The organism is Salinactinospora qingdaonensis (genome assembly GCF_039539445.1).
Taxonomy (GTDB): Bacteria; Actinomycetota; Actinomycetes; order Streptosporangiales; family Streptosporangiaceae; genus Salinactinospora; species Salinactinospora qingdaonensis.
Genome location: NZ_BAABDD010000019.1, coordinates 70,094 through 97,034, shown reverse-complemented (window position 1 = coordinate 97,034; position 26,941 = coordinate 70,094). Strand labels below are relative to the sequence as shown.

At 65.9% G+C, this 26,941-nt stretch carries 29 protein-coding genes; 19 read left to right on the top strand and 10 right to left on the bottom strand.

Features of this window, described 5'->3' with window-relative positions; translation table 11 throughout:
* Positions 1-290: 290 nt before the first annotated feature.
* Both ABD848_RS18120 and ABD848_RS18115 read left to right on the top strand, forming a co-directional pair.
* Complete coding sequence (locus tag ABD848_RS18120; RefSeq protein ID WP_344973644.1) at positions 291-839, top strand: ATP-binding protein; 549 nt, start codon at positions 291-293, stop codon at positions 837-839.
* Between the two features lie 400 nt (positions 840-1,239).
* Complete coding sequence (locus tag ABD848_RS18115; RefSeq protein WP_344973641.1) at positions 1,240-2,499, top strand: RNA-guided endonuclease InsQ/TnpB family protein; 1,260 nt, start codon at positions 1,240-1,242, stop codon at positions 2,497-2,499.
* A gap of 896 nt (positions 2,500-3,395) precedes the next feature.
* Here ABD848_RS18115 and ABD848_RS18110 read toward each other — a convergent pair.
* The 5 genes from ABD848_RS18110 to ABD848_RS18090 form a co-directional block, all read right to left on the bottom strand.
* Positions 3,396-3,497, bottom strand: coding sequence for an albusnodin family lasso peptide (locus ABD848_RS18110; protein WP_344973638.1), 102 nt, complete (start codon positions 3,495-3,497; stop codon positions 3,396-3,398).
* 173 nt (positions 3,498-3,670) lie between these two features.
* Positions 3,671-4,510, bottom strand: a complete 840-nt coding sequence (locus ABD848_RS18105) for a helix-turn-helix domain-containing protein (protein WP_344973635.1) — start codon at positions 4,508-4,510, stop codon at positions 3,671-3,673.
* Complete coding sequence (locus ABD848_RS18100) at positions 4,511-5,065, bottom strand: DUF6879 family protein (RefSeq protein ID WP_344973632.1); 555 nt, start codon at positions 5,063-5,065, stop codon at positions 4,511-4,513. It lies immediately after the preceding gene.
* Positions 5,066-5,068: 3 nt separating this feature from the next.
* Positions 5,069-5,269: a hypothetical protein gene (locus ABD848_RS18095; RefSeq protein WP_344973629.1), complete on the bottom strand. Its 201-nt coding sequence runs from the start codon at positions 5,267-5,269 to the stop codon at positions 5,069-5,071.
* Positions 5,270-5,484: 215 nt separating this feature from the next.
* A complete protein-coding gene (locus ABD848_RS18090; protein WP_344973626.1) occupies positions 5,485-6,210 on the bottom strand; it encodes a metal-dependent hydrolase in 726 nt (241 codons plus the stop codon).
* A 406-nt stretch (positions 6,211-6,616) separates the two neighbouring features.
* Here ABD848_RS18090 and ABD848_RS18085 point away from each other — a divergent pair, with 406 nt between their 5' ends.
* The 10 genes from ABD848_RS18085 (at position 6,617) to ABD848_RS18040 (ending at position 12,732) form a co-directional block, all read left to right on the top strand.
* Positions 6,617-6,859: a hypothetical protein gene (locus tag ABD848_RS18085; protein WP_344973623.1), complete on the top strand. Its 243-nt coding sequence runs from the start codon at positions 6,617-6,619 to the stop codon at positions 6,857-6,859.
* Positions 6,860-6,979: 120 nt separating this feature from the next.
* Complete coding sequence (locus ABD848_RS18080) at positions 6,980-7,105, top strand: hypothetical protein (protein ID WP_344973620.1); 126 nt, start codon at positions 6,980-6,982, stop codon at positions 7,103-7,105.
* 122 nt (positions 7,106-7,227) lie between these two features.
* Entirely contained in the window at positions 7,228-7,587 is a 360-nt protein-coding gene (locus ABD848_RS18075; protein WP_344973617.1) for a pentapeptide repeat-containing protein, read from the top strand.
* Between the two features lie 14 nt (positions 7,588-7,601).
* Positions 7,602-7,736: a hypothetical protein gene (locus ABD848_RS18070; protein ID WP_344973612.1), complete on the top strand. Its 135-nt coding sequence runs from the start codon at positions 7,602-7,604 to the stop codon at positions 7,734-7,736.
* Between the two features lie 52 nt (positions 7,737-7,788).
* Positions 7,789-8,568: an ABC transporter ATP-binding protein gene (locus tag ABD848_RS18065; RefSeq protein WP_344973609.1), complete on the top strand. Its 780-nt coding sequence runs from the start codon at positions 7,789-7,791 to the stop codon at positions 8,566-8,568.
* On the top strand, positions 8,565-8,828 hold the full coding sequence (locus tag ABD848_RS18060; protein WP_344973606.1) for a hypothetical protein: 264 nt from the start codon (positions 8,565-8,567) through the stop codon (positions 8,826-8,828). Before ABD848_RS18065 ends, ABD848_RS18060 begins: the two co-directional genes overlap by 4 nt.
* On the top strand, positions 8,825-10,249 hold the full coding sequence (locus tag ABD848_RS18055) for a hypothetical protein (protein ID WP_344973603.1): 1,425 nt from the start codon (positions 8,825-8,827) through the stop codon (positions 10,247-10,249). The genes ABD848_RS18060 and ABD848_RS18055 overlap by 4 nt, the downstream gene beginning before the upstream one ends.
* The gene (locus tag ABD848_RS18050) at positions 10,242-10,709 is read left to right on the top strand and encodes a hypothetical protein (protein ID WP_344973600.1); all 468 of its coding nucleotides are present in this window, start codon (positions 10,242-10,244) and stop codon (positions 10,707-10,709) included. The genes ABD848_RS18055 and ABD848_RS18050 overlap by 8 nt, the downstream gene beginning before the upstream one ends.
* Positions 10,710-10,981: 272 nt before the next feature.
* Positions 10,982-11,836 (top strand): SAM-dependent methyltransferase, encoded by an 855-nt coding sequence (locus ABD848_RS18045; RefSeq protein ID WP_344973597.1) that lies wholly within the window; start codon positions 10,982-10,984, stop codon positions 11,834-11,836.
* Positions 11,837-12,090: 254 nt separating this feature from the next.
* Entirely contained in the window at positions 12,091-12,732 is a 642-nt protein-coding gene (locus ABD848_RS18040) for a class I SAM-dependent methyltransferase (protein WP_344973594.1), read from the top strand.
* A 139-nt stretch (positions 12,733-12,871) separates the two neighbouring features.
* On the opposite strand, the gene ABD848_RS18035 is transcribed toward ABD848_RS18040, so the two are convergent.
* Positions 12,872-14,335, bottom strand: a complete 1,464-nt coding sequence (locus tag ABD848_RS18035) for a peptide deformylase (protein ID WP_344973591.1) — start codon at positions 14,333-14,335, stop codon at positions 12,872-12,874.
* Between the two features lie 184 nt (positions 14,336-14,519).
* Between ABD848_RS18035 and ABD848_RS18030 the strand changes: the two genes are divergently transcribed.
* Both ABD848_RS18030 and ABD848_RS18025 read left to right on the top strand, forming a co-directional pair.
* Positions 14,520-15,770, top strand: coding sequence for a hypothetical protein (locus ABD848_RS18030; protein ID WP_344973588.1), 1,251 nt, complete (start codon positions 14,520-14,522; stop codon positions 15,768-15,770).
* Entirely contained in the window at positions 15,760-16,329 is a 570-nt protein-coding gene (locus ABD848_RS18025) for a DinB family protein (RefSeq protein WP_344973585.1), read from the top strand. The genes ABD848_RS18030 and ABD848_RS18025 overlap by 11 nt, the downstream gene beginning before the upstream one ends.
* Here the strand turns inward: ABD848_RS18025 and ABD848_RS18020 are convergent.
* Complete coding sequence (locus ABD848_RS18020; RefSeq protein ID WP_344973582.1) at positions 16,280-17,131, bottom strand: SDR family oxidoreductase; 852 nt, start codon at positions 17,129-17,131, stop codon at positions 16,280-16,282. The genes ABD848_RS18025 and ABD848_RS18020 overlap by 50 nt on opposite strands.
* A 465-nt stretch (positions 17,132-17,596) precedes the next feature.
* Here ABD848_RS18020 and ABD848_RS25070 point away from each other — a divergent pair, with 465 nt between their 5' ends.
* Positions 17,597-18,901 carry a winged helix DNA-binding domain-containing protein gene (locus ABD848_RS25070; RefSeq protein ID WP_425567598.1) on the top strand — a complete coding sequence of 435 codons (1,305 nt, stop codon included), beginning with the start codon at positions 17,597-17,599 and terminating at the stop codon, positions 18,899-18,901.
* Positions 18,902-18,976: 75 nt separating this feature from the next.
* On the opposite strand, the gene ABD848_RS18005 is transcribed toward ABD848_RS25070, so the two are convergent.
* A complete protein-coding gene (locus ABD848_RS18005) occupies positions 18,977-19,384 on the bottom strand; it encodes a RidA family protein (protein ID WP_344973579.1) in 408 nt (135 codons plus the stop codon).
* A 75-nt stretch (positions 19,385-19,459) separates the two neighbouring features.
* On the opposite strand from ABD848_RS18005, the gene ABD848_RS18000 reads away from it, so the two are divergent.
* Both ABD848_RS18000 and ABD848_RS17995 read left to right on the top strand, forming a co-directional pair.
* The gene (locus ABD848_RS18000) at positions 19,460-20,098 is read left to right on the top strand and encodes a TetR/AcrR family transcriptional regulator (RefSeq protein WP_344973575.1); all 639 of its coding nucleotides are present in this window, start codon (positions 19,460-19,462) and stop codon (positions 20,096-20,098) included.
* A 579-nt stretch (positions 20,099-20,677) separates the two neighbouring features.
* Entirely contained in the window at positions 20,678-22,033 is a 1,356-nt protein-coding gene (locus ABD848_RS17995) for a CHAP domain-containing protein (RefSeq protein WP_344973572.1), read from the top strand.
* A 159-nt stretch (positions 22,034-22,192) separates the two neighbouring features.
* Here ABD848_RS17995 and ABD848_RS17990 read toward each other — a convergent pair whose 3' ends face one another.
* Positions 22,193-23,329, bottom strand: coding sequence for a methyltransferase domain-containing protein (locus tag ABD848_RS17990; protein ID WP_344973568.1), 1,137 nt, complete (start codon positions 23,327-23,329; stop codon positions 22,193-22,195).
* A 441-nt stretch (positions 23,330-23,770) separates the two neighbouring features.
* Here ABD848_RS17990 and ABD848_RS17985 point away from each other — a divergent pair, with 441 nt between their 5' ends.
* Positions 23,771-24,031, top strand: coding sequence for an anthrone oxygenase family protein (locus tag ABD848_RS17985; protein WP_344973564.1), 261 nt, complete (start codon positions 23,771-23,773; stop codon positions 24,029-24,031).
* Positions 24,032-24,266: 235 nt separating this feature from the next.
* Positions 24,267-26,003 carry a multicopper oxidase family protein gene (locus tag ABD848_RS17980; RefSeq protein ID WP_344973559.1) on the top strand — a complete coding sequence of 579 codons (1,737 nt, stop codon included), beginning with the start codon at positions 24,267-24,269 and terminating at the stop codon, positions 26,001-26,003.
* Between the two features lie 176 nt (positions 26,004-26,179).
* On the opposite strand, the gene ABD848_RS17975 is transcribed toward ABD848_RS17980, so the two are convergent.
* A complete protein-coding gene (locus ABD848_RS17975; protein ID WP_344973556.1) occupies positions 26,180-26,911 on the bottom strand; it encodes a hypothetical protein in 732 nt (243 codons plus the stop codon).
* Between the last annotated feature and the right edge of the window lie 30 nt (positions 26,912-26,941).

The window sequence follows — 26,941 nt, the reverse complement described above, 5'->3', positions numbered from 1 at the left end:
GTAGTTCTCGGCCAAGTCGGCGTAGGCGTACCGACGGACTGGGGGTTCGTCGCATGGATCGCAGTTTAGACCCCTCCACTGGCTCTGGCATTTTCCAAAGATGCCCTTGAGAATTGGCAAATGCCAGTCTATAGTTCAGAGTGTAGTCAGTGACCAGCGCATCACCCTGGGTCAATAAGGGTCACGCTACTGGGTGTCCGCCCCTGTGTCCGGTGAACCGTCATGATCGTGCCGCGGGCGCCTGCATAACCCCCTGTCTGCTCCCGTGTCCGGAGGAGGAGTCTCTCGTCATGCCCGCGCTTGCCCCGATGCCGCCGCTGCCCGAGGTCACCGTCGCGTTGGACGCCCTGGTGCCGCCGCTGTACCGGCACTACTTCAACCGCCGCCCCGATCGGCCCTACTACCTGTATCGCCGCTACGACTTCCCGGGTCTGTTCACGTTCCTGCCGCTGGTGCGCGCCTTTTTGGACACCTGCGCGGCCGAGCAGAACGACGAGTACCGTTACCTGTTCACCCTGCTGGGCACCGAGCTGGCGAGCAACGCCGTCGGCCACACCCGCTCGGGCCGCCCCGGCTGCAACTACACGTTGGTGGTGCGTCGCGGCCAAAGCGGGCTCACCCTGACCTGTCGCGACGACGGCACCGACGAGCCCGCCCGGCTGCGGGCAGGTTCGCTGGCGGCCTTCACCGCCCGCGGGGCCATCCCTCAGCCCGGTACCGGTCTGGCGCTGGTCGATGCCCTCTCCTCCTCCTGGGGCGACCGCGCAGCGGGGAGCTTCCGCCAAGTGTGGTTCCACCTGGCCTTCGACCTCTCCGGTAGCGCATGGCGCGACGCCTGACCACCCCCTGCCCCCGGACTCCAGCCCTTGGGCCTGAGGCCGGGGAGCTGTCGGGGATCTGCTGAGTCCTTCGGCCGGATGGTCTCCCTCTCGCCGCGTGTCCCCCTGCGCGGCCGGTCGTCCGGCCTTCCCTGGGGGTGCGCCCCGTATCCGAGGAGGGGACGGGGCGCACCCCACTACCGCAGCCCCCGATCTCCCGTTGCTCGCCTCCCCGGCCCGGGCCGCTTGCCCCGCCATCGGCCGCCAAGATCACCGGGAGTATTACCGCCTGGCGACACTGGTGGCGATCATGAGCCCAGCTATGGCTCCTACTTCGTGGCCACCGTGGGCGGCGCGCCCGTTGGAGCAGATCAAGATCTACGTACAGAACCAGAAGAACCGCTGAGAAGGGAGGTGTTCCATGCTTTCGGGGCGTAAGTACCGACTGGCCCTGAGCGGGCAGCAGGCCAAGGCTTGCCAGGAGTTCGGCGATATCTGCCGGGCCGTGTGGAACACCGCCCTGGACCAGCGCCGCCAGTACGTGGACCGCTACACCCGTGGGCGCTCGGGTGAGTTCTGTGGCTACCACCTCCAGGCCCGCGAACTGGCCGAAGCCAAGGCCGACGAGGTGTGGCTGGCCGCCGCTCCGTCGCACACCCTCCAGCAGACGTTGAAAGACCTGGACGCCGCGTGCCGCCGGCACGGAACATTCAGCGTCCGGTGGCGCGCCAAACACCGGTGGAACCCCTCGTTCCGGTTCCCGGCAGGAAACCTCATCGCGGTGGAGAAGCTCAACCGCACGTGGGGGCGGGCCAAGCTACCCAAGCTCGGTTGGGTAGCCTTCCGCATCTCCCGCCCCCTCGGCGGCACCATCCGCTCGGCGACCGTTTCCCGCAAGGGCGGCCACTGGTTCGTGTCGTTCCTGGTGGAAGACGGCCAACTCACCCCCGAGTCGCACCCGGGCGCCCCGGTCGGTGTCGACCGGGGCGTGGCCGTGGCGGCCACCACCTCCGGCGGCCAGTTCCACGACCGCGAATTCGCCACCACCGGCGAGAAGGCCCGCTACCTGCGTCTCCAACGCAAGCTGGTCCGGCAGAAGAAAACCTCGGCCAACCGCCGCAAAACCCGCGCGGCGATGGGCCGGATAACCACCCGGGCGGTGGATCGGCGCGCCGACTTCTGCGCCCAGACCGCGAACCGGCTCACCGCACGCCACAGCGCGGTCGTACTGGAGGACCTGAACACCAAGGGTATGACAGCCTCCGCTAAGGGTGTCACCGACGCCCCCAGCGAGCGGGTGCGCCAGAAAGCGGGACTGAACCGGGCCATCCTCGACAAGGGGTGGCACCGCCTGGAAACCGCGCTGCGCAGCGCCGCCCGCTACACGGGTACCACCATCACTACGGTCAACCCGGCGTTCACGTCCCAGAGGTGCCACCAGTGCCGACACACGGCACCGGAGTCCCGCGAGAGCCAAGCGGCCTTCCGGTGCACCCGGTGCGGCCACGAGTGCCACGCCGATGTCAACGCCGCCAAGAACATCCTCAGCGCCGCAGGGCATGCGGTGCCAGCCTGTGGAGACCTCGCCGTTGGGCGGTCTACGAAGCAGGAACCAGCGGGAACCCGCGAGAAAGTACCGCACCGACCAGCGCTCCCGTTGGTTGGAATCCCCCGGCTTTAGCCGTGGGGAGGAAGTCAACAGCGCAGACGAAGTACTCACGGGTCAGGCCGGGAATCCTTAAAGCACGTGCGTAAGCCAGATCTCCACCGCCAGCGGCTCCCTTGGGATAGCCCGTAATCCCTGTGACCGGTCCCACCCCAGCGGCGATGATCGTCAACGTTGTCGAATCCACGCCCGCCAGATCAGTCGAGGCCGGTAGACCAACGACTCGCGAGTGTACGCCTCCGAGGAGTGCGTTGCGGAGACGCTGTATGCCCGCAGCGTGAGACCGGAGCTTAGGGCGCCACCACCGGGTGAGGGTCATGTCGTCGGGAGTCAAGATCAAACGGTGGCCCGGTGGAACCAATCCAACGCCTGACCAAGCGCTCCGCCCTGGGAGATCGGCGTGTTTGTCGGTTAAATAGGTAGCCAGCCACCAAGGGTCTACCTCAGCGTTGATGAGGGCAGCCAATGCACGCGCGCTGGAGCCCCACACCGTCCGACCTTCCTCGGTCTGAGTGGTGTACACCGGACACGCACCGGAAGCATCGGTGAGGATCTCCACTTTCGCCTCACTGCGACGTATCACGGTGAAAGAACCGGCCCAGGCAGCGATCACTGTGGCCAGGTCGGGGGCGAGTACAGTGGCGGCCAGATCTGAGGTGCTGGCCGAACAGGGGCCGATCACGGCCAAGCGCACACTGCCGCGGGTACAGGTGCGGATGCGCCGAGGCTGCCATGATCCTACTGTTCACAGGGGTGGGTCACGCCACAGCAGATCGGCCTCCGCAGGAAGTGGAGTGGGCGCCGTTCCGGGAGCGCAGCCGCCGAGCCATCGCATTGACAACCTCCAGCAGTTCAGGCCGTGGCAGCCCACTGCCGGGCTGCCACGCGGGGTAAGAAAGGAAGAGAGCAGATCAGTCGTAGGGCGATTGCTTGTGCTCGATGCTTTGTTCCTCACCGCCCCGAGTCAACGTAGCCGCGTCATCAAGTTCGATCACGTCGGGAATATCGTCCATCTGTTCTTCCACAGCACCTCCTCGTAGAGTTCCTACCGAGGAATCTAGAGAAAGTGTTGGAGGGTGACCATAGAAATTCTTGATTATTCACCCGAAAGTTCATCGCTCATATATTGTGCGAATAACTTCGAATAAAGAGGACTGGTGGCCTCGCGCTCCGGTATGATCCCGGATCAGCCGGTGCTCTCCTTGGATATCCGGTTGAGCAGGGAGCGGGCATCGCCGTTGAAGCGGGCAGCAGAAGCAGTCATCTGGAAAACGTGAAGGTATTGTTCGACTTCGTTGCGGTGCGTCAGGGTGAGTTCAGCGGAAACCGTCTCGATAACGACCGATTCCTCATCCTGAATCCAAAAGCCGTGTAACGGGATGTAGGCAGGGTCGGTGTCGAAGGGGACGATCCCCAACGAGACGGTGGAAAGCCCCGAAGCTGCGATCAGCCGATCGAGCTGCCCCGCCATCACGTCTCGGTCGCCGCGCCGCTGGCGCACTGCCGCCTCACCGATAAGGAAGCAGAAGCGCTTGTCGCGCCGGTACAGGATCTCCTGGCGTCGCATCCGTTGCCCTACCGCGTCGTCAACCCCGATAGAGGTGCCGTTCTTGCGGTTGACCGACTCCAACACGGCGCGTGCGTAGTCGGGAGTCTGTAGCAGCCCTGGGATGATCACGGACTCAAAGACACGAAAGAGCCCGACATGTTCTTCCTCGTCGGCCATCCGCGACTGGATACCGCCAAGGCCCCCGCTGACTTGGCGCTTCCACTCGACCCACATCGATTCCAGATCGTTGAGCCGTTCGATGAGGCCCTCGGCTGCATCGGCCTGCCCGCAGGCACGCGCCCATACGGTGATCTCGGCGGCGTTGGGAACCTGTCGTCCGGTCTCGAATTTGGACACCTTGGGTTGGCTCCACGTCAACCGCTCCGCGAGCTGCGTTCCGGTCAGGCCGGCAGAGTCGCGCAGCTCGCGGAGTCGCCGCCCGAGATCGCGGCGGGCTTGTTCGATGCTGTAGGACACCTAGTTATTGAACCGCTGGATGACTTGGGGGGCGTACTCGCTGTGCGGAATAGCGTAATGCCACGCTATATCACGCCACTGGCAGTGTTGGGCGACCGTGGCCGGGTCATCGATCCGTTCGAGTTCATAGGGGACGTCATCCTCGTCGAAGTGCAGGATGCAGCTCCACCGACTGTCGAAGAGCCAGAAATCGAAGGCGGGAAGACGGGCCACCGCGGGATGGTGGCGGGGCAGCCACCGTATGTCCTCGCCGGCTTCGATATTGAAGCGGGTGACTGCGTGTTCCCAGGTGATGTAGTCGCTCAACGGTTCGGAAACCACGCGGACACGTTGCCAGGTGGCACCCTCCTTACAGCGCTCGGTGATGTTGCGATGCCATGAGGAGGTACGGGCATGATCCTCGTCGCGACCGAGATCGCCGGTGGCGAGGAAGCGCTGGATCGTCTCCTCTTCTTCTGCCACGTTGTAGCGGTCGCGGACTTCGAGTTTCCACGCGGTGTGTTCGAACTCCTTGAACTGTCGGGCGAACTCGTCCTCAGTGAGGAGTGTCCGCATGTGTCATTCCCTTTCCTGAGCGTATCGGAGGAGCTCGCGAGGGATCTCCACGAGCGTCTCGTTATCCGCGAGGTCCCGAACGTCACCCAGCGCTTCGGTGTCGGTGACCTTGTACCCCTGCACGATGAGCGTGCCGCGGTCGGTCTTGTAGAGGGTGGGGCACTTGCCGTTCTCACTGTCGGTTCCCAAGAACGTCATCCGCATCGTATCCCCGTTTCTTATAGTCGCGAATATTCGACTGCCATCAGCCTGTCGCAACGAACTGAGGCAGTACAAGTGCTTTTCGTGTCCGGAGGCGGACACGTGCCCAGGGAAACGTCAAACCGATCGCCCTGACCGCTTCCCCTCCCCGCCCGCCTCTGTCCACGGCGGTCGGGGCGGGTACAGCCCTTAGCCGTGGCTTGACCAGGACAGGCTGTTCAAGCGGCCAGCAGGAGCACCAGCGAGACGGTGCCCGCGCCGGAGATCACCTGGACGGCTTTTTCACCGCGGGTGCCGGTGGTGAGCGTGAACGGTGTCGAGACCATCCACCAGCGGCTGCCGCGGCGCGCCAGCGGCCACAGCAGCGGTACTCCCGCCGGGGTGAGCGCGTCGCCGAGCACGTGGGTCACCATCCCCACCGCGACCAGCGCCCCCAGCCACCAGGCAGGCAGGTCGGCCACCACCACCGCGAGCGCGGCGACCACAGCCGCGACGCCGGAGACCGCCAGCCACGAGCGGGCAGCCCGCCCGAACAGGCCCCGCAGCGCCAGCGAGGCCAGCAGCCACGCCACCAGCAGCGCCCCCAGCCACCACAGCGACACCAGCCCGGCCACCAGCCCCACGAGCAGCGCCGCGGGCACGGTGTGTGAGAGGTGGCGGTGCGTCCCGTCGGCGTCCCAGCCTCCCCCGTCGCGGGGCGTGGCCGTGGCGCGCCACACGCGCGCCGACAGGGCCCGCACCCCCGTGCAGGCCGCGCGTGAGACCGGGCCCTGGCTGCGGGTGGCGGTCGCCTGGGGATGGTCCAGGTCGGGCAGGAGCGCGGCGCCGGCGGTGAGGACGGCTGTCGTCGCGGTGGTCCACAGGTCGGGGGCGAGCAGGGGCGCGGCCACGAAGGTGGCCGCCACACCGGTGAGCACACCGGTCATGGCATGCGAAGGCGCCATCATGCGCAAGATCTCCAGCCAACGAGAGGGGAAACAGGGAGTGGCGGGCGATGCCGCCCGAGTCATCATCTCTGATTGTGTCGGCCTCTCAGATGCCCATGCTGGCTCACCTGTGGGGATGCAGGATCTTCTTGGACAGCGATGCCGCCTTCGCCGCGCGAGTACCTGCCGTCCCCAGTGCTTTCGCCCCGGCAGGGCCATCGATGACAGACAGCGGATACCCACGGGCACAGCTTGGCTACACGTGGCAGCTCTGCCCCTCAAGCCCGGGCCAATCCTGCCATTCAAGGCGGGAGATTTTGTGGCCTTATGTCCCTTATGGGCACTTTCGGCCACTAGAGTTCACTATATGGCACTTTGACACCTAGGCTTCCGGTGGAAACATCCCCCACCCTTGGAGCTCGCAATGCGCGCTACTCGTCGTATCGCCACCGCTGTCGCCGGTGTCTTCACCATGATCGCCGTAACCGCCACGCCCGCGGCCGCCTCCGGATGGGAGCTGTACGCGCGGCTTATGGACGCTGAGACGTGCTGGAGCATGGGCCAAGACGTCGTCGAATACAACTCAGACGCCCACTCGTGGCGGTGCGACACCCTGAACGACCCGAACTACCCCTTTGACTACGCGCTGTACATCTACTTCAGCTAACCCCGCCATCGGGAAGGGGCGGCCCCGCTGCCGCCCCTTCCGGTCCCCGCACCGTTGTTGCCCCCGCTGCCGAGTGGGGATGTCGCGGGGCTTGGGCAATCGCGCGTCAGAGTAGCGGTGATGGTCGTGGTGGCGTGGCTGGTGTTGGGCACTCCCGAGCGGACGCCGCCTGAGGAACTCACCCCCAAAGGGTTGGACGCCATCGCTACCCGCGCGTTCGCGATCGTGGCCGGCCTGGGGCGGTAGCCCTACTCATCCTCCACTACCGGCACCAACGCACCACCGAGAACGGCGGCAACGCGAGGTCACCCGACTGTTCAACGAGCGCTTCACCGCCGCCTACACCGAAGGGCAGCGAGCACGCCGCCGTGCGCCTGGGCGCCGTCCACGCCCTGGCCCACCTCGCCGGCGACGCCCCCTCCGACGAGCAGGTGCAGACGGTCATCGACGTGCTGTGCGCCTACCTACGCATGGTCTACGAGTCCGCCCCGGATGCTTTGCCAGGCGATGCCGGTGTCGAGCAGCGCGACAACCACCGCACCCGCGATCTGGAATTCGCCGCGTTCCGGGAGGTGCGCCACACCATCTTGCGCATCATCGGCGACCACCTCCGCGACGACACCAGATGGCGCGGTAAGAACTACGACTTCACCGGCGTCGTCTTCGACGGCGCCGACCTCAGCGGCGCGGAATTCTCCGAGGCCACCGTGGACTTCGACGCCGTGTAGTTGCGATTGTCGTGGTGGTCGGCGCAGGCGGGCTGCGCGCCTGGGCATACGCCTACTGCCTCGACAAGGGCGGCAGTTTCACCGGCGGTATCACAGTCCTCGAAGAGGGCACGATCAACATGAAGGCTCAACTGGAGTGCAACCTTTAGCCAGTGACGTGAGTTAACTTCGTTCTCGACTCCGAAAGGATGAGGTGGAGGCATGCGGGAAGAGCCCGTGCTCGCCGTGTCAGAACTCGTCCGGAGCTTCCGAGAATGCACTGCTTTGAACGGTGTCTCGTTCACGGCGCACGCCGGAAAGGTCCATGGTCTGCTCGGCCCCAACGGCTCGGGCAAAACCACCTGCCTTCACCTCATCACCGGTTTGGACACCCCAGACCACGGTCAGGCCACTGTCCTTGGCGTCCCCGTCTCACACAAGACCTCGCGGCCCCTGATCGGCATGGCACCCGACGACCTCCCATTGCCGGGATCATTGACGGGAAACGAATACCTCACCTTCCACCATCGCCTGCGCCAGCGTGACGACACCGCGACCGCTGCGCGTCTGGCCGACGCCTTCAACCTCTCCAACGCGCTCAACAGGACCATCGCCGAGTACTCCCACGGCATGAAGCGCAAGCTCCAGGTGATCGCCGCGGTGATGCACAAGCCCTCTCTTCTGGTGCTCGACGAGCCGTTCCGAGGTCTTGATCCCGACGCGGCGGCGGTACTACGAGAGCTGATCACCACATTCACCCAGGCCGGCGGCGCCGTTCTCGTCGCGACCCACGACATGCTCCGGGCCGAACGCGACTGTGACCACGTGACCCTCCTTCATGAAGGCGACACCGTCGCTCAGGGAAATCCTGCGACCCTGCTGGAGCAGCACCAGGCGGTTCATTTGGAGGAACTCTTTCTTTCCGTCACCGGGCTGGCGTCTCAGCGCGAGGTTCACATGGCAGAGTTGTCCGACGCGTTCTCCCAGGAGATGGCCACATGATCATCTGGAAGCGCACCCTGCTCGGGGCCGCTGTGGGCGGCCTGCTGGTCGTTCTCGCCGGTATGGCGACGTTCGGAGTCGGCTTGTGGCAAGAGACCGTGTACACCATCCCCGGCCTGTGGGACGCCGGCGTCACCGCTCCCGACGCTGACGGCTCGTTCTCCTTCGAGTTGGGAGTGAACGGGGCAGGTGTACTGACGCTGGTCGCGGTGGGAGCCGTGATCGGGGCTCTGAGCGGGGTACGGGCGCAGCGTCGATGAGGCAGATGTGGGTCATGGCCGGCACCGTCAACCTCGCCTGGCGCCGGGAACTGGCGGGAACCTTCGGCATCAGTCAACGCGCTGTCACCGTCATTGGGCTGGCGCTGCTGGGCCTGCTCGGTGCCGTTTCCGCGTTCATCAGCGGGGTCATTCCGGCCTTCGATGAAATCTCCCCCGCAGCGGCGAGGCGAGTTCACCTGGTCGCGCTGGCCTCGGTCACCCTCGTGGCAGCGGCCAGCGCGGTGATGTTCCAGGTGTTGGCGCCCCGCCGGACCTCCCTGACCGTCATAGCTCAGCTACTTCCGGTCTCGCGCTTCGTCACACGAGTGGGAGCGCAACTGCCGATGGTGGCGCTGTCGGTGCTGACCACCCTCGCGATGACCTCCCCTTCGCTGAAGATGACCCTGACCGGAGGTACTCATCTCCTGGCGGGCCTCGCGGCCGTGGGGGCGTTGGTGGTGACCGTGCACGCGGTGGCGATCCCGCTGTTCAACACCGCGGTGTGGGCGCTACGCCGCGCGCGGCTACCGCTGCACCATGGTCTCGGCATCGCTGGCGCTGTCGTCTTGGCCGGGGCGTTCGCCGCTGTGTGGCACGATCTGGCCGCTCCCGCACCCACCTCAAACGTGTGGTGGGTGCTCCCCCACCGCACAGCCGCTGAGGCGCTGTCCTCGCTACCGGCCGCGGCCGTGCTCGCCGTATGGACGGTCATGGCCTTGGGAGCGGGGGCGTGGGCGATGAGCGTGCTACCCGAGGAGCGCGTCGATCGTCCCTCCCGGCTGCTGGCGCGGCTGCCCTGGCCCTCCGGGCAGGCAGCCGCCCGGGTCTGGTACGAACTCCTCGTCTTGGTGCGCGCTCCGCAGTACGCCGTAGCGATCCTGTTCGCTTTCGTCGGGGTAGTCGCAGCCACAGTGCTCTACGGCGCCACCGGCACCGAGGTGGTCCGGCTGGCTGCCTCCGGACTGTTCCTGGTGTTCTTCTTCGCCGGGATGCAGTCGGTCGGTCTCACCCTGCCCTCCCACTGGATCGGCGAAGTCCTCCTGGCGCGGCCGGCGGCGTGGGCGTGGCCCAAAGCCCTGGCCTGCCTGCTCGCCGCGACAGTGGCGGCCCTTGCAGCGCTGGCGGTGGCCTTCACTACCGGGCTGCTCGTTCCCGCCACCAGCGTGAGCCTGCTGCTGCTCGTTCTGCCGGCCTGGGCCGCAGCGATGCTGGCCGGTGCTTTGGTGCCCTACAGCCATGAACAACCCCTCAGTGTCGGTTTGACCGCCGTGACCACCACCATCGTCTACGCCGCCGCGACGTGGGCCGCAGGAGAGGTCGTCCCTTCCGCATGGCTGTCGGCCCTGGTGACCACCGCCGTTTTGCTGGCCGCCTACGTGGGTGTCGCTCGGCGGATGACCAAGCGTCCCCGCCATGGGTGAGCCGATGGTTCCCCGCCGGGTGGCCTTGCCGAGTCGGCTGGGACGGTCGCTGTGGGCGACCGTGTGGCACATGCACCTGTTGGCATGGCCTGTCCTCCTTGCCGCCGCGCTCCTGTCCGCCCTGGCATGGGCGGCGGGGTGGTGGGCTATCGCGGTCCTGGCAGGCAGCGTCGTGATCGCCTGGTCCGGCATCGTTGTGCACGAGTGCGGCCACGTTCTCGCATTCCGGGCGCTGGCCGGCTCCCGCCCGGCCGAGCTTCAGCTCACTCGGGCCGGAGCGAGCCTGCACCGGCCCGCTCTGTCGCCAGGGCACGAGATCGGCGTCATCGTGGCCGGCCCCCTCGCCCCCGCCCTGCTGTTGGGCCGTTCTCGCCCTGGCCGGGACATCGCCCCCGCTGCTGGTGTGGTCCGGCATCCTGTTGCTGGCCCATCCGCTCTCCATGCTGCTGCCCGTCGGTGACGGCCACAATCTGTACCGGGTACTGCGGCAGGGACTGCGCGGACGCGCTTGACCCCCACGCCGTCTCTTTCGCGAAAGCCAGAGTCAGCGGGCGCGTGTCATGACTACAGGAGCGGAGAGAGCCGGCTCGGTTCGGCTTTAATCCCCTCGATCCCGTCGAGGGCAGCGGAGATGGACTCGACGTTTCCAGCAGCGCAGCGCCGATTGCGTTACTACGCTATAGAACGTCTGGCTTGACGCTATTTCTCCCCTGATCGTTGATTGGACCCCCTATGGTCGACCGCGATGACGCTGTTCGACGCTTTCCCCCCGAACTGGATATGAGCACCCCCACGGTCGCGCGCGCCTACGACTACCTGCTGGGCGGCAAGGACAATTTCGGCCCCGACCGTGAACTCGGCGAAGCGCTCGAACAGCTCAGCCCCGGCACGAAAAGACTGGCCCACGAGAACCGAGGTTTTCTCAAGCGCGCAGTTGATCACGTCGTCACCCACCATGGGGTGCGACAGTTCCTCGACCTGGGCGCGGGGCTGCCCACCGCGGAGAACACCCACGAGATCGCGCAGCGCGCCGTTCCCGAAGCGCGTGCGGTCTATGTCGACATCGACCCGATCGTGCTCGCCCACGGCCGCGCGATTCTGGCCGACAACCCCAACACCACCGTGATCACCGCCGATGTGCGCGAGGTCGACCGTGTGCTCAACGACGCCGACACCCAGCGGTTGCTCGATTTCAGCGAGCCGGTGTGTGTGATGCTCGTGTCGCTGCTGCACTGCTTCCCCGACAGCGATGACCCCTTCCGGCTCGTGCGCGACTACCTCGCCCACATGCCTTCGGGGTCAGCGGTGGTCTACTCGCACCTGTGCTCCGACGACAGCGAGGCCGCCTCCCGGTTCACCGCACGAGTCCACGACAGCGGTGTGCCATGGGGGCGGGTGCGCGCTCCCGAGGAGTGCGCTGCGGCTTTGGCCGGCCTCGAGATCGTTCCTCCCGACCTGGCCGGCACCGGCCGGCCGCAGCTCGTGGACTGCCACACGTGGCGTAACGAGGGCGTGACCCCCCGCCTCCGTCCGCAAGACCCCGCCAAGACCATCTGGGAACACGCCGGGGTGGGCCTCAAATCCTGACCGGATCTGCGCCCAGGGGACCGCTCGCCGGCAGTGGAAGGGCGACGGGCATGGCGAGAGGGTCGGCGGTGTTTGCCGTCTCGGCAAGAAAAATTGCTCTCCTGAGTGGTGTGCCGGAGTATCGGATGAGACAGCGGTAAGACACCGAAGCACCGCTGTCACATGCGAAAACATCCGCCGGCTCGGGGTATGCCCCGCTGCGGCGGGCAACGGTTACCCGCGGGCCGGGAAAGCCAGGAAGCGAGGACCCACCCATGCCCCACGAGCACACCACCGAACACGCCTCCGAAGAGGAGTTCTGGGACGCCTTCTACAGCGAGAGCGAGCGCGTCTGGAGCGGTAAACCCAACGCCGCCCTCGTGCGAGAGGTCGCCGGCATGCGACCGGGCAGCGCCTTGGATCTGGGCTGCGGCGAGGGAGCCGACGCGGTGTGGCTGGCCCGGCAGGGCTGGCAGGTCACCGCCGTCGACATCTCCCGCGCCGCCCTGGAGCGCGCGGCCCGGCACGCAGCCGAGGCCGGCGCGGCCGAGCGGATCGACTATCAGCGCCACGACCTCGCCGCGTCGTTTCCCGCCGGTGTGTTCGACCTGGTCTCCGCCCACTTCCTGCACTCCCCCGGCGACATGCCGCGCGAGCAGATCCTGCGCAGCGCCGCCGCGGCCGTCGCCCCCGGCGGGGTGCTGCTGATCGTGGGCCACGCCGCGCCTCCCGGCGGTCAGGACAACCCGCACGCCGACATGCACCTGCCCACGCCTCGGGAAGTCCTCGACTCCCTCGACCTCGAACCGCAGCACTGGGAGGTGCTGCGCAGCGAGGAGCACGAGACCAGCTACACCGACCGGGAAGGTAACCCCGCCACCCGCACCGACAACACCCTCAAGCTGCGCCGACGGTAGTCAACAGCTCTCCAAGGCCCACCTGAAGAGGCGCGGAGCCCATAAAACCAGTTGACACCGGGCTGCGGCGTGTCACAGTGCCGGGATTCCGATGTTTATATCCGGGGCCTGGAGGGGTGGTGGGGGATCGTCTTTCGGGTCAACGGCTGTATCGCCAGGAGGTGCCGGTGCCTTTATAGACCTCGACGGGGATCGGCCGCTCCCCCTTAGGTAAATGGTCAGAGCAGAGAATGCCGTGGAGGTGGTCGACTTCGTGGGCGACCAGGCGCGCGGCACCGCGGTCGAACTCGGTAATGTGCACGGTCCCGTCGAAATCGATGTGCTCGACAGCGATACGCAGCGGCCGGGGGATCTTCGAGCGAGTGTCGAAGAAGGACAGGCAGCCCTCGTACTGGAGGTCGGTGTCGATACCGGTCTCGACGAGGCGGGGATTAAGTAACACGATCGGCTCAGCGCTCGGTGGGCAGACCAAGGCTGCTGCTCGGTCGATGCCGATCTGTGGGGCCGCGATCCCTTTGCCCTTGCCGAAAGTGTGGACCGCTGCGACGCGGTCGAGCGCCTGATGGAGCTCACCAACGACGCGGCGCGCGTCCTCAGCCTCGGTAGGAAGGTCGAAGACCTGGCTTGTCTTGCGCAGCAAGGCATCGCCTTCCTGGACGATGCCGAGTCCGGCCATGACCTGACTGGGCAAGGCGTTCACCGATTCATCATAGGTGCGAGACCGCCATGACCACTCGAGTTTATACCGGGCATGTAGCGGTGGGTCCTCAGTCGACCAGGTGTAGACACGCCGAGGCCCGGCTTGCTCGATACCGATCGGGCTTTCTAAAGGCATGTCATCGCCAGTCATGGAGGGGGCGATGCCCCACACAGCCGGATCGAAGTGTGCGGGCAGATCGAGTCGGATCTCTAGATGCCGGGTCGAGTGGCGCACTGCGCGGCGGAACCAGTTACCCCAGTGGGTCTCGGGCACGGTGTAGGTGTATTCGATCCAGGCCGACTGGCCCGGGTAGAGGTCGAACCGCTGTCCGGACTTCCCTTCAAACCGCAGCCACACCTCTTTAAAAGCGTCCCGGTCGTGTTGGACCTCCCAATCGAGTGGCTCAGCGCGGTCCTCTCCCCACCACGCCTGGAGATCGAGCATTTCCCATGTCAGTGGGGCTTCACGGTAGAAGGCGTTAGACCGTTCGGGGCGGCCGGGATAGCGGTCGACAGCAATACGGATCAGGTAACGGGTGACCGGTCGGCCCGAGTGGTTAGTCAATCGCCGACGCTGCGTGAGCCGATAAAGCCCATCATCGAATCGCAACTCAGCATGATCACGTTCGACGATCAAGCTGGCCCCGTCCGCGGGCGATTCGACCACATGGGGCCAGGTGGTTTTGGGGTGAGAATGCTCGATCTTCCACGACCGGACCAAGGCTCCGCCAGCCTTCATCTCCTTGTCGCAGGCAGCAACCACAGCCAGCGATCCGGGCTCGGCACCTGAGGCGATCTTGGAGACATAGGAACGGTCGTACCCGATCTTCTTGGCAAGGGCTCCACGCGAGTTCCCCGAGACCTCCAGCCAATGGCGGAACTCGACGGCGAAGCCGCCACCCACGCCGCTGACCGTACTGTCTGGAGCCATGGTGCCTTCCAGATCGAGGAGTGAACGGAGCGTGCATCCTTTCTCACTCTACCCTCATGGCAGGACAACACGCTGTAGTTGAGTTGCGCGTAATCAAACGCTGCGGCAACGCCCCAGAGAAGAACGCTGTGGGCAGCTTCTGAAGGAAGAGTGAGCGATGCGCTTTCCCTATCACGTCCTCGAACTCGATCCGTCCGGTCTGAGCCAGTGGGCCACCCACTTCGCCTCCGGTCCTGACCGGCGCCGCGATATCGAAGAAGGAATCTGGCGGCGCACCCAGGACCAGCGCAACGCCGAGCAGTCCGGCTGGAGTGAGGAGGCTTCGGCCCGCCGCCGGATCGTCCACTACTGGTACCGCTATGACGTGATCGGTACGAGCCTGTGCATGGTGGATTTCTACCTGTACTACTGCGTGACATACCCTGCGACCGAGATCGACGCCTACCATGAGCAGGTTAGCTACTGGCTGGGCGCCGGCGGATGGGCCTCTGACAAGGACGGTACCTGGCGGCGCGGCGACCTGCGCATCCGGCTCCACCGTTTCGACATCCACCCTCAGGACACTGCCGCTGGCCGCAATATCCCGGCCGACTATGCTTCCTTGCAGGTAACCATAACCTCCGATGGGTGCGACCCTGGCGCTGACGTGGTCGCCCGCCCCTGGCAAGTCCTTGCCGATGGGATACGCATTAAGGATCTTCCTGGCGCCCCGATACTGATCGACTCGCTGGCTCCCTTGGCTGCCCACGTGCCTTTCCAGGTCGAGGTCGGCTGCGGCACCTCCGTTGAGGCTGGTATACCGCCCCTGCACCGTCTCCACGAGATCTACCGAGTCACCACCCGCCACGACAATAAGCCCGGCGCCGCCCCCTTCATCCTCAACGTCGACGATGACCGCCTCCTCGAAGAGGTCTTAGTGGCGCCCGAAAACAAGTTCACCGAGTTCTGCGAGATGTATCAAGCCTGTTTCCAGGCCAAGCCGCCCCCGGCCCTCGACGCTCTCGGCTGGCTGGCCCGCAACGGATTCATAGTCGGGCCGATCATCACGAACAACTTCGATGTCCTCACCGCTCGCGCTGGCCTCACAGAGTGCTTCGTTCGCCGCTACGACCAGAAGATCCCTCACGTTCCACTGCTGCCGGAGACCAAGGCTCTACTCGTGGTGGGTAACCATGCCGATCGGCGTCGGGTCGAGGCCCGTGCTCGGGAAGCAGGGATGAAAGTGTTTTTCCTCGACCCTGAGGGGTTCTGGGACGCTGACGGAACCTTCGCGCCTTACCCTCTCGAAGGCGCTCAGGACGGCGACTACGTGTGCCACAAAACCGCATCCGAAGGTCTCCCCGAGTTCGTCGCGCTACTCCAGGGCGCGCAGACCACGCCAAGTGAGAGGGGAGCCCGTGCCGCCTGAGACTGACTTCGCCAAGCTGCTCCGGTCTCTCTACTGCGAGGGCCGCGACCTGATCGCCAAGGCTCTCGCCGACGTAGATGACGACGTCGCCTCCTGGCCGGGCCTCGATCCGTCCGGGAAGATCTCGATCCGTACCCTTGTAGTCCACATAGCTGGATTCGACAACCTTGTCCAAGCCGCGCTCGTCGGGGGTAACGCTGCCACTTTGGTCCGCGATAGCGCATGGCAGACCCGGTTCGGCTCCGGGTTCCCTCGCGAATTGCGCGTCCTGGACCCAGCGATCGTCGTTCCTGATACGCCGCCGCTCGACAATGGCATGGCCATACTGGCTGAGCAGACCGAAGCGATGCTCGCCCTACTCGACAGCGAGCTCGACCTCAACGCCGAACTCGCTTTCCCAAATGACGAGGACCTGTTCACTACGGGGAAGCCACAGCCGGTGTCGGCGGCACGACTAACGCTGTGGGTGCCGATGCACGACCGCTACCACCGCGGCCACATCACTCACCTCAAGTACGACTACCGCTGTCTGCACTCGGGACGATGTTGCTGGCCGTGAACTCATGCGCCCCGCGAACTTTCGTGGTCAACAGACCGCGACTCCTGCTCGCGTCGAGGCGCACAACCATGCCCTTCACGCCCACAGAGGATTTGCTCGCCTTCGGTAGTATGCCGGCTTCGAGCCCGTCGCGTTCGGCGATTAGGCACCCCAACTCGTAGCGCGACAGCGCATCCGAACCGGCCACATGCAGCAGGCCCGTGAACTCCCCGTAGTTCAGACGGCCCACCTCCAATACTGCCGCAGCCAGATCTGCGATGTGGACCGGGCAGCGGATGTCGTCGTCGAAGAGTGCCCCGTCGGCTTCACCGTTGGCCAAAGCACGGACGAATGCTTCGAAGCCGGAGTTGCCATCGCCGAGAATCCAGGAGGTCCGTACGACTACCGCATCGCCCATCGCGGCGATTACCCCGACCTCGGCGGCGGCTTTCGCTGCTCCGTACCTGGTCATCGGGGAGGGAGCGCAGATCTCATCGTAGGAGTCGAGGTCACCGCAAAACACCGCATCAGATGAGATGTGGACCAGTCGCGCCTCTTCTTGATTGCAAGCCCAGGCGATGTGAACGGGGCCAACCGCGGTCGCCTCCCAGTCCTGCTGAGCATAGGCGGCATTGACCACCACGTTCGGTTGGACTTCGTAGACGAGATGGCCGACCGCGTCGCGGTCGCGGATGTCGACACGGACAAGCCCGTCCGCTTCGGCCTGGAAACTGGTGCCGACGACATCGTGTCCGGCGGCAAGGGCTTGCTCGTGGATCTCGCTGCCGAGGTAACCACTGGCCCCGATGATCAGAACACGCATGGCCACGAGCATAGACACTTATCTCCGTCCCGAATGCCTTGGACATGGCGTATTACTCAGAACAACCACGAGACCAGCTACACCGACCGGGAAGGTAACCCCGCCACCCGCACCGACAACACCCTCAAGCTGCGTCGCCGCGACGGCTGAGGTCACCGCACCAATCAGGCTCCGGTCATGCATCGGCGTCGAGTCGGTGTCCAGCGAAGTCACCGGAGGCTGTGGCAATGGGCGCGCCCAGGGCGGTGCGGTTGACTCGCAGTGGCAACCGTCGGGCTCCACGGACGGTTTTCGCCCCGATGGTGGGAGCGGGGAGATTGACACCGCCTTCCACTAGGTTGGCCGGGAGGAGCACCTCGCACGCGGATACGGGTTTCGCGCCGTCGAAAAAGCCCCGAGATGCTGTGATGTCACGGCGTTGTTGGCGGCCTCCGCCACTGAGAGTCGAGCAGGAGTCGAACGCCTATGACCACCACTGGCCCCTCCTACGACGGCACCTTCCCCGAAGTCTTGGACCGCAGGCAGCTCAACCGGGCCACGCTGGCGCGCCAGATGTTGCTGGAACGAGAGCACACCACGGTCGCCGACGCGGTGCGGCGACTAGGCGGCCTGCAAGCCCAGGAGCCCAAACCCCCATTCGTGGGACTGTGGACGCGGCTGGCCGACTTCGAACCGCGCCACCTGCACGAGGCGCTGCACGGGCGCGAGGTGGTTCGGGCCACGTTCCTGCGGGCCACGCTGCACCTGACCACCTCCGAGGACTACACGTCCTGGCGCATGCCGCTGCATCCGGTTATGAATCAGGCGATGCGAGTGCTGCGCGACCGCGCCAACGAACTGGAGCTGGAGCGGCTGCTGCCGGTAGCGCGCGAACTGCTCGCCGAACGCCCCCACGACTTCACCACACTGCGGAGACTGCTCAGCGAACGCTTCCCTGAGGCCGACGAGCGCGCCCTGGGCTATGCCGTGCGCACCCAGTTGCCCCTGGTCATGGTGCCCACCGACGACCCGTGGGCCTTCCCCGTCAACGCCGCGTTCACGCCGGCCGAGCGGTGGCTGGGCCGAGAACTGTCCCCCGACGAGTCCCCCAAGGAACTGGTGCTGGCCTACCTCGCCGCTTTCGGCCCGGCCACCGTCGCCGACGCCCAAACCTGGTCGGGGCTGGGCAAGCTCGCCTCCGTCTTCGACGAGCTGCGCCCGCGGCTGCGCACCTTCGTCGACGAGGATAGCCGGGAGCTGTTCGACCTGCCGGAGGCTCCGCGTCCCGCTGCCGACACGCCCGCCCCGGCGCGACTGCTGCCCGAGTTCGACAGCCTGCTACTAGCCCACGCCGACCGCACCCGCATCATCGCCGAAGCGCACCGCCCCCCGCCTGGTCACCAAGAACCTGCGCGTTCACGCCGCCGCCCTGTGGGACGGCATGGTGGTGGGCACGTGGAAGACCAAGGCCACCACGACCAGGGCGACGCTGACCCTCACCCCCTTCGAGCCGCTGCCCGCCGGCGCCGAGGACGCCCTGACCACGCAGGCACGCCACCTCCTGGCGTTTTCGCGCCCCAAGGTCGGCAAGCACGATGTCCGGATCGAGGCGCCGGCCGCCCAGGCGTGACCCGCCACGGCCCCGGGGATCTGGCGGCCACACATCGGTGGCGCGCATCCCTGAGGTCACCTCACCGGCTTTCCCAACCGGACAGTGATGGCGGTTTTTTCACGGGTGTCGCCGGTACCGGCCCCCACATCACCAAGGCCGTGGGATGGGGCGGTGCGTGAGTGTCTGCCCGGCTTGCGTGCTGCGGTCCCTCGCGTCGCGCCCCTCCTCCAGTTCCGGTGTTCCCGAGATCCGATTCACTCGATGACCGCGGTGGCCTCGATCTCGACCAGGAGGTCAGGCTCGGCCAGTGCGGCGACGCCGATCCCGGTGAGCGGCGGGGTGGGGGTGACACCGAGCTTCTCGGCCGCCCGAGCTGCTCCTTCGGCGAACAGCGCCATCTTGTCGGGCGTCCAGTCGACGACGTAGACGGTCAGTTTCGCCACGTCGTCGAAGGAGCCGCCGACCTCGGCCAGGGCTGTGGCGAGGTTGAGGTAGCACTGCTCGACCTGGGCGGCGAAGTCGCCTTCGCCGATTTTGCCGCCCTCGGCATCGCGGGCGACCTGGCCGGCGATGAAGACCAGCTTCGATCCGGTGGCAACCGACACCTGCCGGTAGATGTCGACCTTTGGCAGCCCGTCGGGGTTGACCAGGGTGATGGCCATGCTGACTCCTTGTCGTGAGAGTCCGAGGATCGGACTCTGAAACTATAGCATTGCAATGCTATGTATTCTGGTGGCATGGCGAGGACGAAAGACCCCGCGGTCCGCACCCTGCTCATCGAGCGAGCCGCACACATGCTCCGCGTCCGTGAGCCCATCACCCTGCGCTCCCTGGTGGCCGGGACCGGCGTGTCGACGATGGCCGTCTACACCTACTTCGGCGGCATGGACGGGCTGTGGAAGGCCCTGCGCCAGGAGGGTTTCACCCGCCTGGCGGCCAGGTTCGAGACGGTGCCGATGTCGGCGGACCCGGTGCGGGACCTGGCCGCCCTCGTCGCCGCCTACCTGCGCAACGCCTTGGACCACCCCGACCTGTACCGGGTCATGTTCGACGCGAGTTTTGAGCTCGAAGACCTCAAGGCCGCGGATGCGACCCTGGAGTATCTGGTCCAAGCCCTCCGGCGGGCCAGGGATACCGGCCGCTTGCGCGCCGAGGTCGACCCACTGGAACTGGCGATCCAGAGCTGGGCCATCGGCCACGGGCTGGTCTCCCTGGTCGCCAACGGTCCCCTGCCCAGCCACACGCTCGACCACGGTGTTTCCATGCTGACCGCCCTGCTCATCGGCGAAGGAGATCAGGCCGACAGGTGCCGCACCTCAGTCGAGCGGGGCTGGCAGCAGTCGCTGCCGCCCGGCGAAGAGGCGGGGGCCGAGTAGGAGCAGCAGAAACACCTGGTGGCACGTACCTGACACCGATCTTGCCCCCACCCCAGCGGGCGGGAGCGCTATCAGGCGGGGTAACGGCACGCCGAAGTCGCGGGCCATGCCCGTGATCCGGTCACCATCGCGGAGGCGGTCCGGAAACGATGCGTTCCCGGACCATTCTCGCCTTGACCAAGGTCAGCAGTAATAGGTCAATGCCTTAGGGAAAACCGCTGCTCTGACCATTGCTGGACCGGAACTCCTCGGCGACGCGCCGGTCACCCCCGGATCTCGCGGTGCCGGAGAAACAGGCTCAGCAGAATACGAAAAACTCGGCTTATTATTCGCGGGGAATGTCTACCGGTGGCACGGTGCCTCCAAGTAGCCATCCTTCCCTTTTCTGTCCTGAGGGTACCACCATTCATCACGGCCACCTCTGTCGCGATGTCAACAGATATGTCCCGGATGAAGCGTATTTTCGGCGCCACGATCGTTTCATTTTTAATGATTTTTCCGAACTGTGGCTCACCTTGCGGCAACGGAACCTAGTCTGCTGTCCAGCCGCGTTTCCTAGAACATGCGAAGGAAGCCGTTTTGACAAAAAAACGACTACCGTCCCTCCCGCTCAGATCCCTGGCCGTCGTGGCGACACTACTGCTCTCCATAGTGGGGCTGGCCACACCCGCTTACGCCGCCCAACAGCCCTATGGCACCACGATCGTCTCCGCCGGGGAGTGGCTCTCGGCCGTGGGCGGCGGAGTCGACGTCTACTCCAACGGAAGCGCCGGCTACGTCAGCGGCGACTACAGTGCCCCCGCCGTCGGCATGAAATGGCAGTGTGTAGAGCTACCCCAACGGCTCTACCAAGCCAAAGGCTGGCACGGCGGGATCTTCGCGGGGGTCAGCGGGGCTTACCAGATCTACGATGCGGCCCCTAATCTTGGCATGGAGCGCTGGGCCAACGGCTCGATTTCCTCGGTCGTGCCTGGTGACATGATCGTACACGGCACCGGGGTGGGCTATGGCTACGGTCACGTTTCGGTGGTCGACAATGTCGATGGCTCCACTATCGAAGCCGTCGAACAGAACGCCAGCTACAGTGGCCGTGCCAGCTACACGCTTTCGGGCGGCTCTCTGTCGCGCGCGGGCGTGGGCGACATCCGCGGCGTCGTTCATGACCCCGACAACCCCGCCACAGTCGGCAGCGGCTCCCCCGGTGGCCGTAACGTGGGGCTGTACGCGGTACCGCGCGGCCCCCAGCTCGTAGCAGGGCAGCAACTTCACTCCGACGAGTACCTCGTCTCCGACAACGGACACTCGGTACTGAAGATGCAGCCCGACGGCAACCTCGTCCTCTACGGCCCTGGCTTCCAGGTGAAGTGGAAGACCAGCACCGAAGGCAACCCCGGTTCCTACCTGGGTGTGCAGGGCGACGGCAACGTGGTGCTGTACCGGCCCGACGGCACCCCCCTGTGGGCCACCAACACCAGCGACATCACCCGTTTCGTCGTGCAAAGTGACGGCAACCTCGTCGGCTACGACAACGGAGGCAATGCCGAATGGGCGAGCGACACCGTCGACTCCCCCGACTACTCCCACAGCGGCCACCGACTCGTCACCGGTCAGCAGCTACACGCGGGCAGCTACCTGCGTTCGCAGGACCGCCGCTACTACGTCCTCATGCAGGCCGACGGCAACCTAGTCGTCTACTCGCCCGGCTATCGGGTGTTGTGGGCCTCAAACACCGACGGCCAGGGAAGCCGAAACACCTTCCTCGGAGTGCAAAGCGACGGCAACGTCGTCGTCTACCGCGAGAACCATGGACCTGCCCTGTGGGCCACCAACCCGCGCGGTATCACCCGCTTCGTCATCCAAGACGACGGTAATCTCGTCGGCTACGACAGCTCGGACAACGCCACGTGGGCCACCGGCACCGACGGCATGATCTGAGTGCTTCCTCGGTTTTCCGCCTAGCTGCTCGCGTCATATGCCTGACGGCCTGAGGAATCGATGGTGCTGACCTCGGGAAGGAGCGGTCAAGCCCTCCCATCGGTGGGGCCGGGGACGTCGATCCGCGGCCCCACCGGCTTGTCCGAGCGCCGGCGGCGGCTAGAACCGTGAGTGCTGCCAGGAAGGGCCGCCCGGCTCGCCGAGCCACACCCGGTGCGCGCCATCGGGGGTGAGGGTCAGACCGTAGTCGGTGACGGCGGGACAACCGTGGCCCTCCCACTGCCGGTGGGCGGCCACCAGCTCATCCCACAGCCGCCGCGGGCCGGACTGCTCAACCGTACCGTCGCCGTGCAGCCGCGCCCACGAGGGAACATCAGTGGCCGATAGCCACACATAGGGTTCACCGTCCTCGGCGTCGGAGGGGTGGCGCAGGCCCCACCGCCACGCCGGCACCATCAGCGACAACTGTGGGCAACTCTCCTCGCCGGTGAGCAGCTCACGGGGGTCGCTGGCGAGCGTGGACACCACCTCGGCATCGTCGCCCAGGTCATGCGGTGGCCCGCCCGACCACCGGTGGCCGCGCAGCAGCATGAAGCTCGCCGGTTCGGTGAAGCGCCCGTTGGCGGTGCCACCGCTGACGCGCAGCGCCGCCAACACTCCTGCGGGCAGGCCCGGCCCGGGCTGCCACGGGACGACGATCCTGCCGCCGTTGGCCGCCTGCTCCAGCCACGCCAGCGGAATCCGGGTCACGGCGCAGGTAGCGAGGACGACGTCGAACGGCGCGCCGCCGGGATGACCTTTGGCGCCGTCGCCCGAGAGCACCTCGACCGCGTAACCGGAGGCTTTCAGGTCCTCGCGCGCGCTCTCGGTGAGCTCATCGTCGACTTCGACCGTGGTGACCCGGCCTTCACCGCCCACGAGTTCGCTGAGCACGGCGGCGTTGTAGCCGGTGCCGGTGCCGATCTCCAACACCCGCTCTCCGCGGCTGACCCCTGCCGCCTCCAACATGGCCGCCATCACCGACGGCGCCGAAGACGAGGAGGTGGGCCGTCCCGGCCCGTTTTCGGCGCCGTCGTCGACCTGCGTGACGAGCGCGGCGTCGGTGTAGGCCAGTTGCGCCCAGGCGTCGGCCTCGTGGCCGCGGTCCACCCATGTGTCCTCGCCCTCGCCCCGTATCACAGGGGGCAGGAAACGGTGGCGCGCCACGGCGGCGAACGCCGCGGCCAGCGGTTCGCCCAGGTTGAGGGAGGTAGCCAGGTGCGTGTGGGCTTCCTTCAACCTCGCGTGCTCGCTCATTCCCGCCACACCTTTCGCGTCGTCTCAAGGGCAGAAGAACGGGCGTCTTTCCTCGCGTTCTCCCGCCGCCCTGTGTCGTTGAAATTTCGATTATCGCGCTGTTTCCCCTGGATGCCAGGGGGTTTGCTACAGATGACCCCTTGCCTCTTCGGCGCTACGAAGCGTTTGCGAGCTAGCGCGAGTCAGTCGTGCCACCGAAGCTGCCGCATGGCCCCCGGGAGGCGCGGGCGCACTCGGGACATGTGGCGTGGTTCTCGAAGTCTCAGCCGTGCTGACCAGCAGTTCTCGCAGTAGAAGCCGGAGGTACTCTGAGGCGCAACAGGCGCCCGGTAGCACCTGTTCGAGCCCCAACCGTCACCACACCGATGTTCGATCCGGTAGCCGTCCTTCTTCCTCTTTCCGGGGCTCGACCGCCCCGTGGTCCTCGTCGGATCAGTCAGTTTGAGGCGGTGGCCCACGACCGTGGCGGGCTTGGGCGTCGAGTTCGGTGGGGGCGGGCTCACCATGGCGCAAAACGTCCCGCTCAACGAGGGGTTGGCCACGGTGTCCACCACGGCCGAAAGCGCGGTGACCTCGGCGCGCGGGGGCTACGAGGTGACCTGGAACATGGGGAACGCCGTGCGCGCCCTCTCCTCGATGGCGGCAGTTGGCCTGTTGGCCGGCGCCGTGCTGTTGACACCGGATCGCTCCAGCCGTCCTTAACGCTTCAAAAGAAGTTGTTGACAGGGGGCCGTGTCAACTTCACCGGATATTTGAAATCACCTTCCATTTTGGCGACTTGGTGTCTATTTTCCCCGAAAAGGAATTTTTCGAATACTTTTGATTCGTCCTAAATGTGATTTTCTCTTCTTGGCTTTTGCGCGTCGCTCGATTTTTCTTTTTTTGGGCGCTAGGGTCTCGACTGACGTGCGGATTTCACGCGAGAGGAAGAGCGAAAATGACGACAAGAAGGACGTTTATGCAGACGATGGCGTTTGCCGGCGGGATGCTGCTGGTACCTCACAACACCGCTGTGGCCCAAAAGACGCTGCCGCCCATAAACGACCCGTTATTTCGTGACCCCGTGGCCGACCCCAGCGCTATTCCACGGTTCGTCAACGAACTGCCGACGCCTTCACGCATCGATGTGGGCAAGAAGAGCGCACACACCATATGCATGGGCGCGACCACCCAGGACCTCCTGGGCGGAGGACTCGGGCTGACCACACCGGTGTGGGGCTACGGGCCGGCGGGACAGCGGGCCACCTACCCCGGCCCCACCCTTGTGGCCAACAGTCACGAGCCCGCGCGGGTCCACTGGCTCAACCGACTGCCCTTCCAGCATCTGCTGCCGGTGGACACGACACTGCACTGGGCGTTCGCCGACACCGACCACACCATCTCAGACGATGGCGTCCCCGGGGTCGTCCACCTGCACGGCGGCCACATCGACCCCGACAGCGACGGCCATCCCGACGCCTGGTACACCCGCACCGGTGTTCGGGGGCCGCTGTTTCGTCAGACTCGCTACACCTACGACAACACGCAAGAGGCGGCCACGCTGTGGTACCACGACCACGCCCTCGGCATCACACGCCTTAACGTTTACGCGGGGCTGGCCGGCTTCTACCTGCTGCGCGACCAGCAGGAACGCAACATGCTCCACAACCGCCAACTGCCGAGTCCGCGTCACGAGGTGGAGCTGGCCCTTCAGGATCGGATGTTTTACCCCGATGGGCGGCTGGCCTACCCGGATCAGCCCGCCGACGCCCCCGACTGGCCGGGGGGAGCCTCCGTCCAGCCCGAGTTCTTCGGCCAGGTCATCCTGGTCAACGGTAAGGCGTGGCCCTACCTGTCGGTGGAGCCACGACAGTATCGGCTCCGGCTGCTCAACGGGTCGAACTCGCGTTTCTACCGTCTCTCGGTCGACGGCGACTGGCCCTTTCCCGTCACGCAGATCGGCACCGACGGAGGTTTCCTCCTCACTCCGCAGCAGCTCGACGGCCCTCTCATCATCAGCCCCGGCGAACGGGTGGACGTGGTGGCCGACTTCCGGGGACTGCGGGGCGAAAGCTTCATCGTCACCAACGACGCTCCCACGCCGTTTCCCGACGGCGCACCCGTCGCGGCCCCCGCCGACGAGATCCTACAGATCCGCGTCGACCGGCCGCGCAGCTCGGCCCCCGAGCCACAACTGCCCTCGCGGCTTCGCCCCGAGCCATTCGACGTCGCCGCGCCCCCGGCGCGGGTGCGTCAGCTCCTACTGTTCGAGGGAACCGACGAATACGGGCGGCTGCGTCCCCAGTTGGGCACGGTCGACAAGGGCGCGCTGCTGTGGTCCGAAGAGACCACCGAGAATCCGGTCTGCGACACCACCGAGGTGTGGGAGGTCTTTAACACCACGCCCGACACCCACCCCATCCACCTCCACCTGGTGCAGTTCCAGGTGCTGGGGCGAGCTCCGTTCACCGCCACCCAGAACCCGCAGACCGGTGCGTTGTCCGACATCCAAGTCGGTGCGCTCCAGCCCCCGGACCCCACCGAAGACGGGCCCAAGGACACGGTGCGGATGCGGCCCGGAGAGGTGACACGCATCAAGGCGTGCTTCGACAAGAAGGGCGTCTACGTCTGGCACTGCCACATCCTTGAGCATGAGGACCACGAGATGATGCGCAACTTCGAGGTCAAGACGTGAGGACATCCACCGGCCAGAGCTGAGGCTGCGCACGCCGAAACAGGAGAACAGCTCGTAGCGAGGGCCTGGCCGATGCGTCAGGCAACGCTATCGGCCAGGCCGGCGCCGCCGCTCCATCGCCGTGGGGCATGTGGACGCCCCGGTTGGCGCGTCGCGTCACTACGGTTACCAGCGGTTCAGTCGAGTTCGGCGATCGCCTGGCGGGCCGCCTGGATCTGGGCCTCTTTGGCTTCGGCGAAGGCCGCGAAGCGCGCGGGGTGCTCCTCGATGGCCTCCTCCTGAAGTCTGCTTTCGACCTTGGACCACACCTGAACCAGGTCGGTCCTGTCTTTGCAGGCGACATCGGCTGTGGCGGCGGCCACCTCCCGTTGCGAAGCCTGATCGGCCCGCGTCCACACGCTGTCGCCGACGGCGCTCAACGGGTCGGCGTAGTCGAACCCCTCCTCACGCATGCACGCGCTCCACTCGTCGAAGACCGCCGTGACCTCGCCTGTCTGCGTAGCGGCTTCGAACGCCTCGCTCTCGAACTCGTACAGGCTCGGTTCACCGGGATCGACCACGTCTGCGTGTAGTTGCTCGCGGGCCTGGTCCCAGCATCCCTCTTGGTCGTCGGTGCCGTAGACGGCCTGCTCTTGGTTCTTCGGCAGTTCCTCGCGCTGTTGCCACACCCGATCCCGAGCGGCCATCTCCTCACTCGGCGGCGGCAGATGGTAGCCGTAATGCCGGGCCATCTCGGGATCGAGTACTCCGTAGCGCCGGCGACTCAGAGGGGCGGGGTCATGACTCATCGGTGTCAGTACCTGCCAATCCAGGCCGACTTCGCGCATACACGCGCGGGTGAGCAAATCCTCAGCGTAGGCGATCGTTTGGATGTCGAGTCCGGAGAGTTTGTATTCGTCGAAGGGCACACTCGGGACGTGACTCCCCGGCTGCGGTCC

Excerpts from the sequence above, each read along its gene's own strand:
- ABD848_RS18120 (WP_344973644.1), top strand. The coding sequence starts at position 291 with ATGCCCGCGCTTGCCCCGATGCCGCCGCTGCCCGAGGTCACCGTCGCG.
- ABD848_RS18115 (WP_344973641.1), top strand. The coding sequence starts at position 1,240 with ATGCTTTCGGGGCGTAAGTACCGACTGGCCCTGAGCGGGCAGCAGGCC.
- ABD848_RS18110 (WP_344973638.1), bottom strand. The coding sequence starts at position 3,497 with ATGGACGATATTCCCGACGTGATCGAACTTGATGACGCGGCTACGTTG.
- ABD848_RS18100 (WP_344973632.1), bottom strand. The coding sequence starts at position 5,065 with ATGCGGACACTCCTCACTGAGGACGAGTTCGCCCGACAGTTCAAGGAG.
- ABD848_RS18095 (WP_344973629.1), bottom strand. The coding sequence starts at position 5,269 with ATGCGGATGACGTTCTTGGGAACCGACAGTGAGAACGGCAAGTGCCCC.
- ABD848_RS18090 (WP_344973626.1), bottom strand. The coding sequence starts at position 6,210 with ATGGCGCCTTCGCATGCCATGACCGGTGTGCTCACCGGTGTGGCGGCC.
- ABD848_RS18085 (WP_344973623.1), top strand. The coding sequence starts at position 6,617 with ATGCGCGCTACTCGTCGTATCGCCACCGCTGTCGCCGGTGTCTTCACC.
- ABD848_RS18080 (WP_344973620.1), top strand. The coding sequence starts at position 6,980 with ATGGTCGTGGTGGCGTGGCTGGTGTTGGGCACTCCCGAGCGGACGCCG.
- ABD848_RS18065 (WP_344973609.1), top strand. The coding sequence starts at position 7,789 with ATGCGGGAAGAGCCCGTGCTCGCCGTGTCAGAACTCGTCCGGAGCTTC.
- ABD848_RS18060 (WP_344973606.1), top strand. The coding sequence starts at position 8,565 with ATGATCATCTGGAAGCGCACCCTGCTCGGGGCCGCTGTGGGCGGCCTG.
- ABD848_RS18055 (WP_344973603.1), top strand. The coding sequence starts at position 8,825 with ATGAGGCAGATGTGGGTCATGGCCGGCACCGTCAACCTCGCCTGGCGC.
- ABD848_RS18050 (WP_344973600.1), top strand. The coding sequence starts at position 10,242 with ATGGGTGAGCCGATGGTTCCCCGCCGGGTGGCCTTGCCGAGTCGGCTG.
- ABD848_RS18045 (WP_344973597.1), top strand. The coding sequence starts at position 10,982 with ATGGTCGACCGCGATGACGCTGTTCGACGCTTTCCCCCCGAACTGGAT.
- ABD848_RS18040 (WP_344973594.1), top strand. The coding sequence starts at position 12,091 with ATGCCCCACGAGCACACCACCGAACACGCCTCCGAAGAGGAGTTCTGG.
- ABD848_RS18030 (WP_344973588.1), top strand. The coding sequence starts at position 14,520 with ATGCGCTTTCCCTATCACGTCCTCGAACTCGATCCGTCCGGTCTGAGC.
- ABD848_RS18020 (WP_344973582.1), bottom strand. The coding sequence starts at position 17,131 with ATGCGTGTTCTGATCATCGGGGCCAGTGGTTACCTCGGCAGCGAGATC.
- ABD848_RS25070 (WP_425567598.1), top strand. The coding sequence starts at position 17,597 with ATGACCACCACTGGCCCCTCCTACGACGGCACCTTCCCCGAAGTCTTG.
- ABD848_RS18005 (WP_344973579.1), bottom strand. The coding sequence starts at position 19,384 with ATGGCCATCACCCTGGTCAACCCCGACGGGCTGCCAAAGGTCGACATC.
- ABD848_RS18000 (WP_344973575.1), top strand. The coding sequence starts at position 19,460 with ATGGCGAGGACGAAAGACCCCGCGGTCCGCACCCTGCTCATCGAGCGA.
- ABD848_RS17990 (WP_344973568.1), bottom strand. The coding sequence starts at position 23,329 with ATGAGCGAGCACGCGAGGTTGAAGGAAGCCCACACGCACCTGGCTACC.
- ABD848_RS17980 (WP_344973559.1), top strand. The coding sequence starts at position 24,267 with ATGACGACAAGAAGGACGTTTATGCAGACGATGGCGTTTGCCGGCGGG.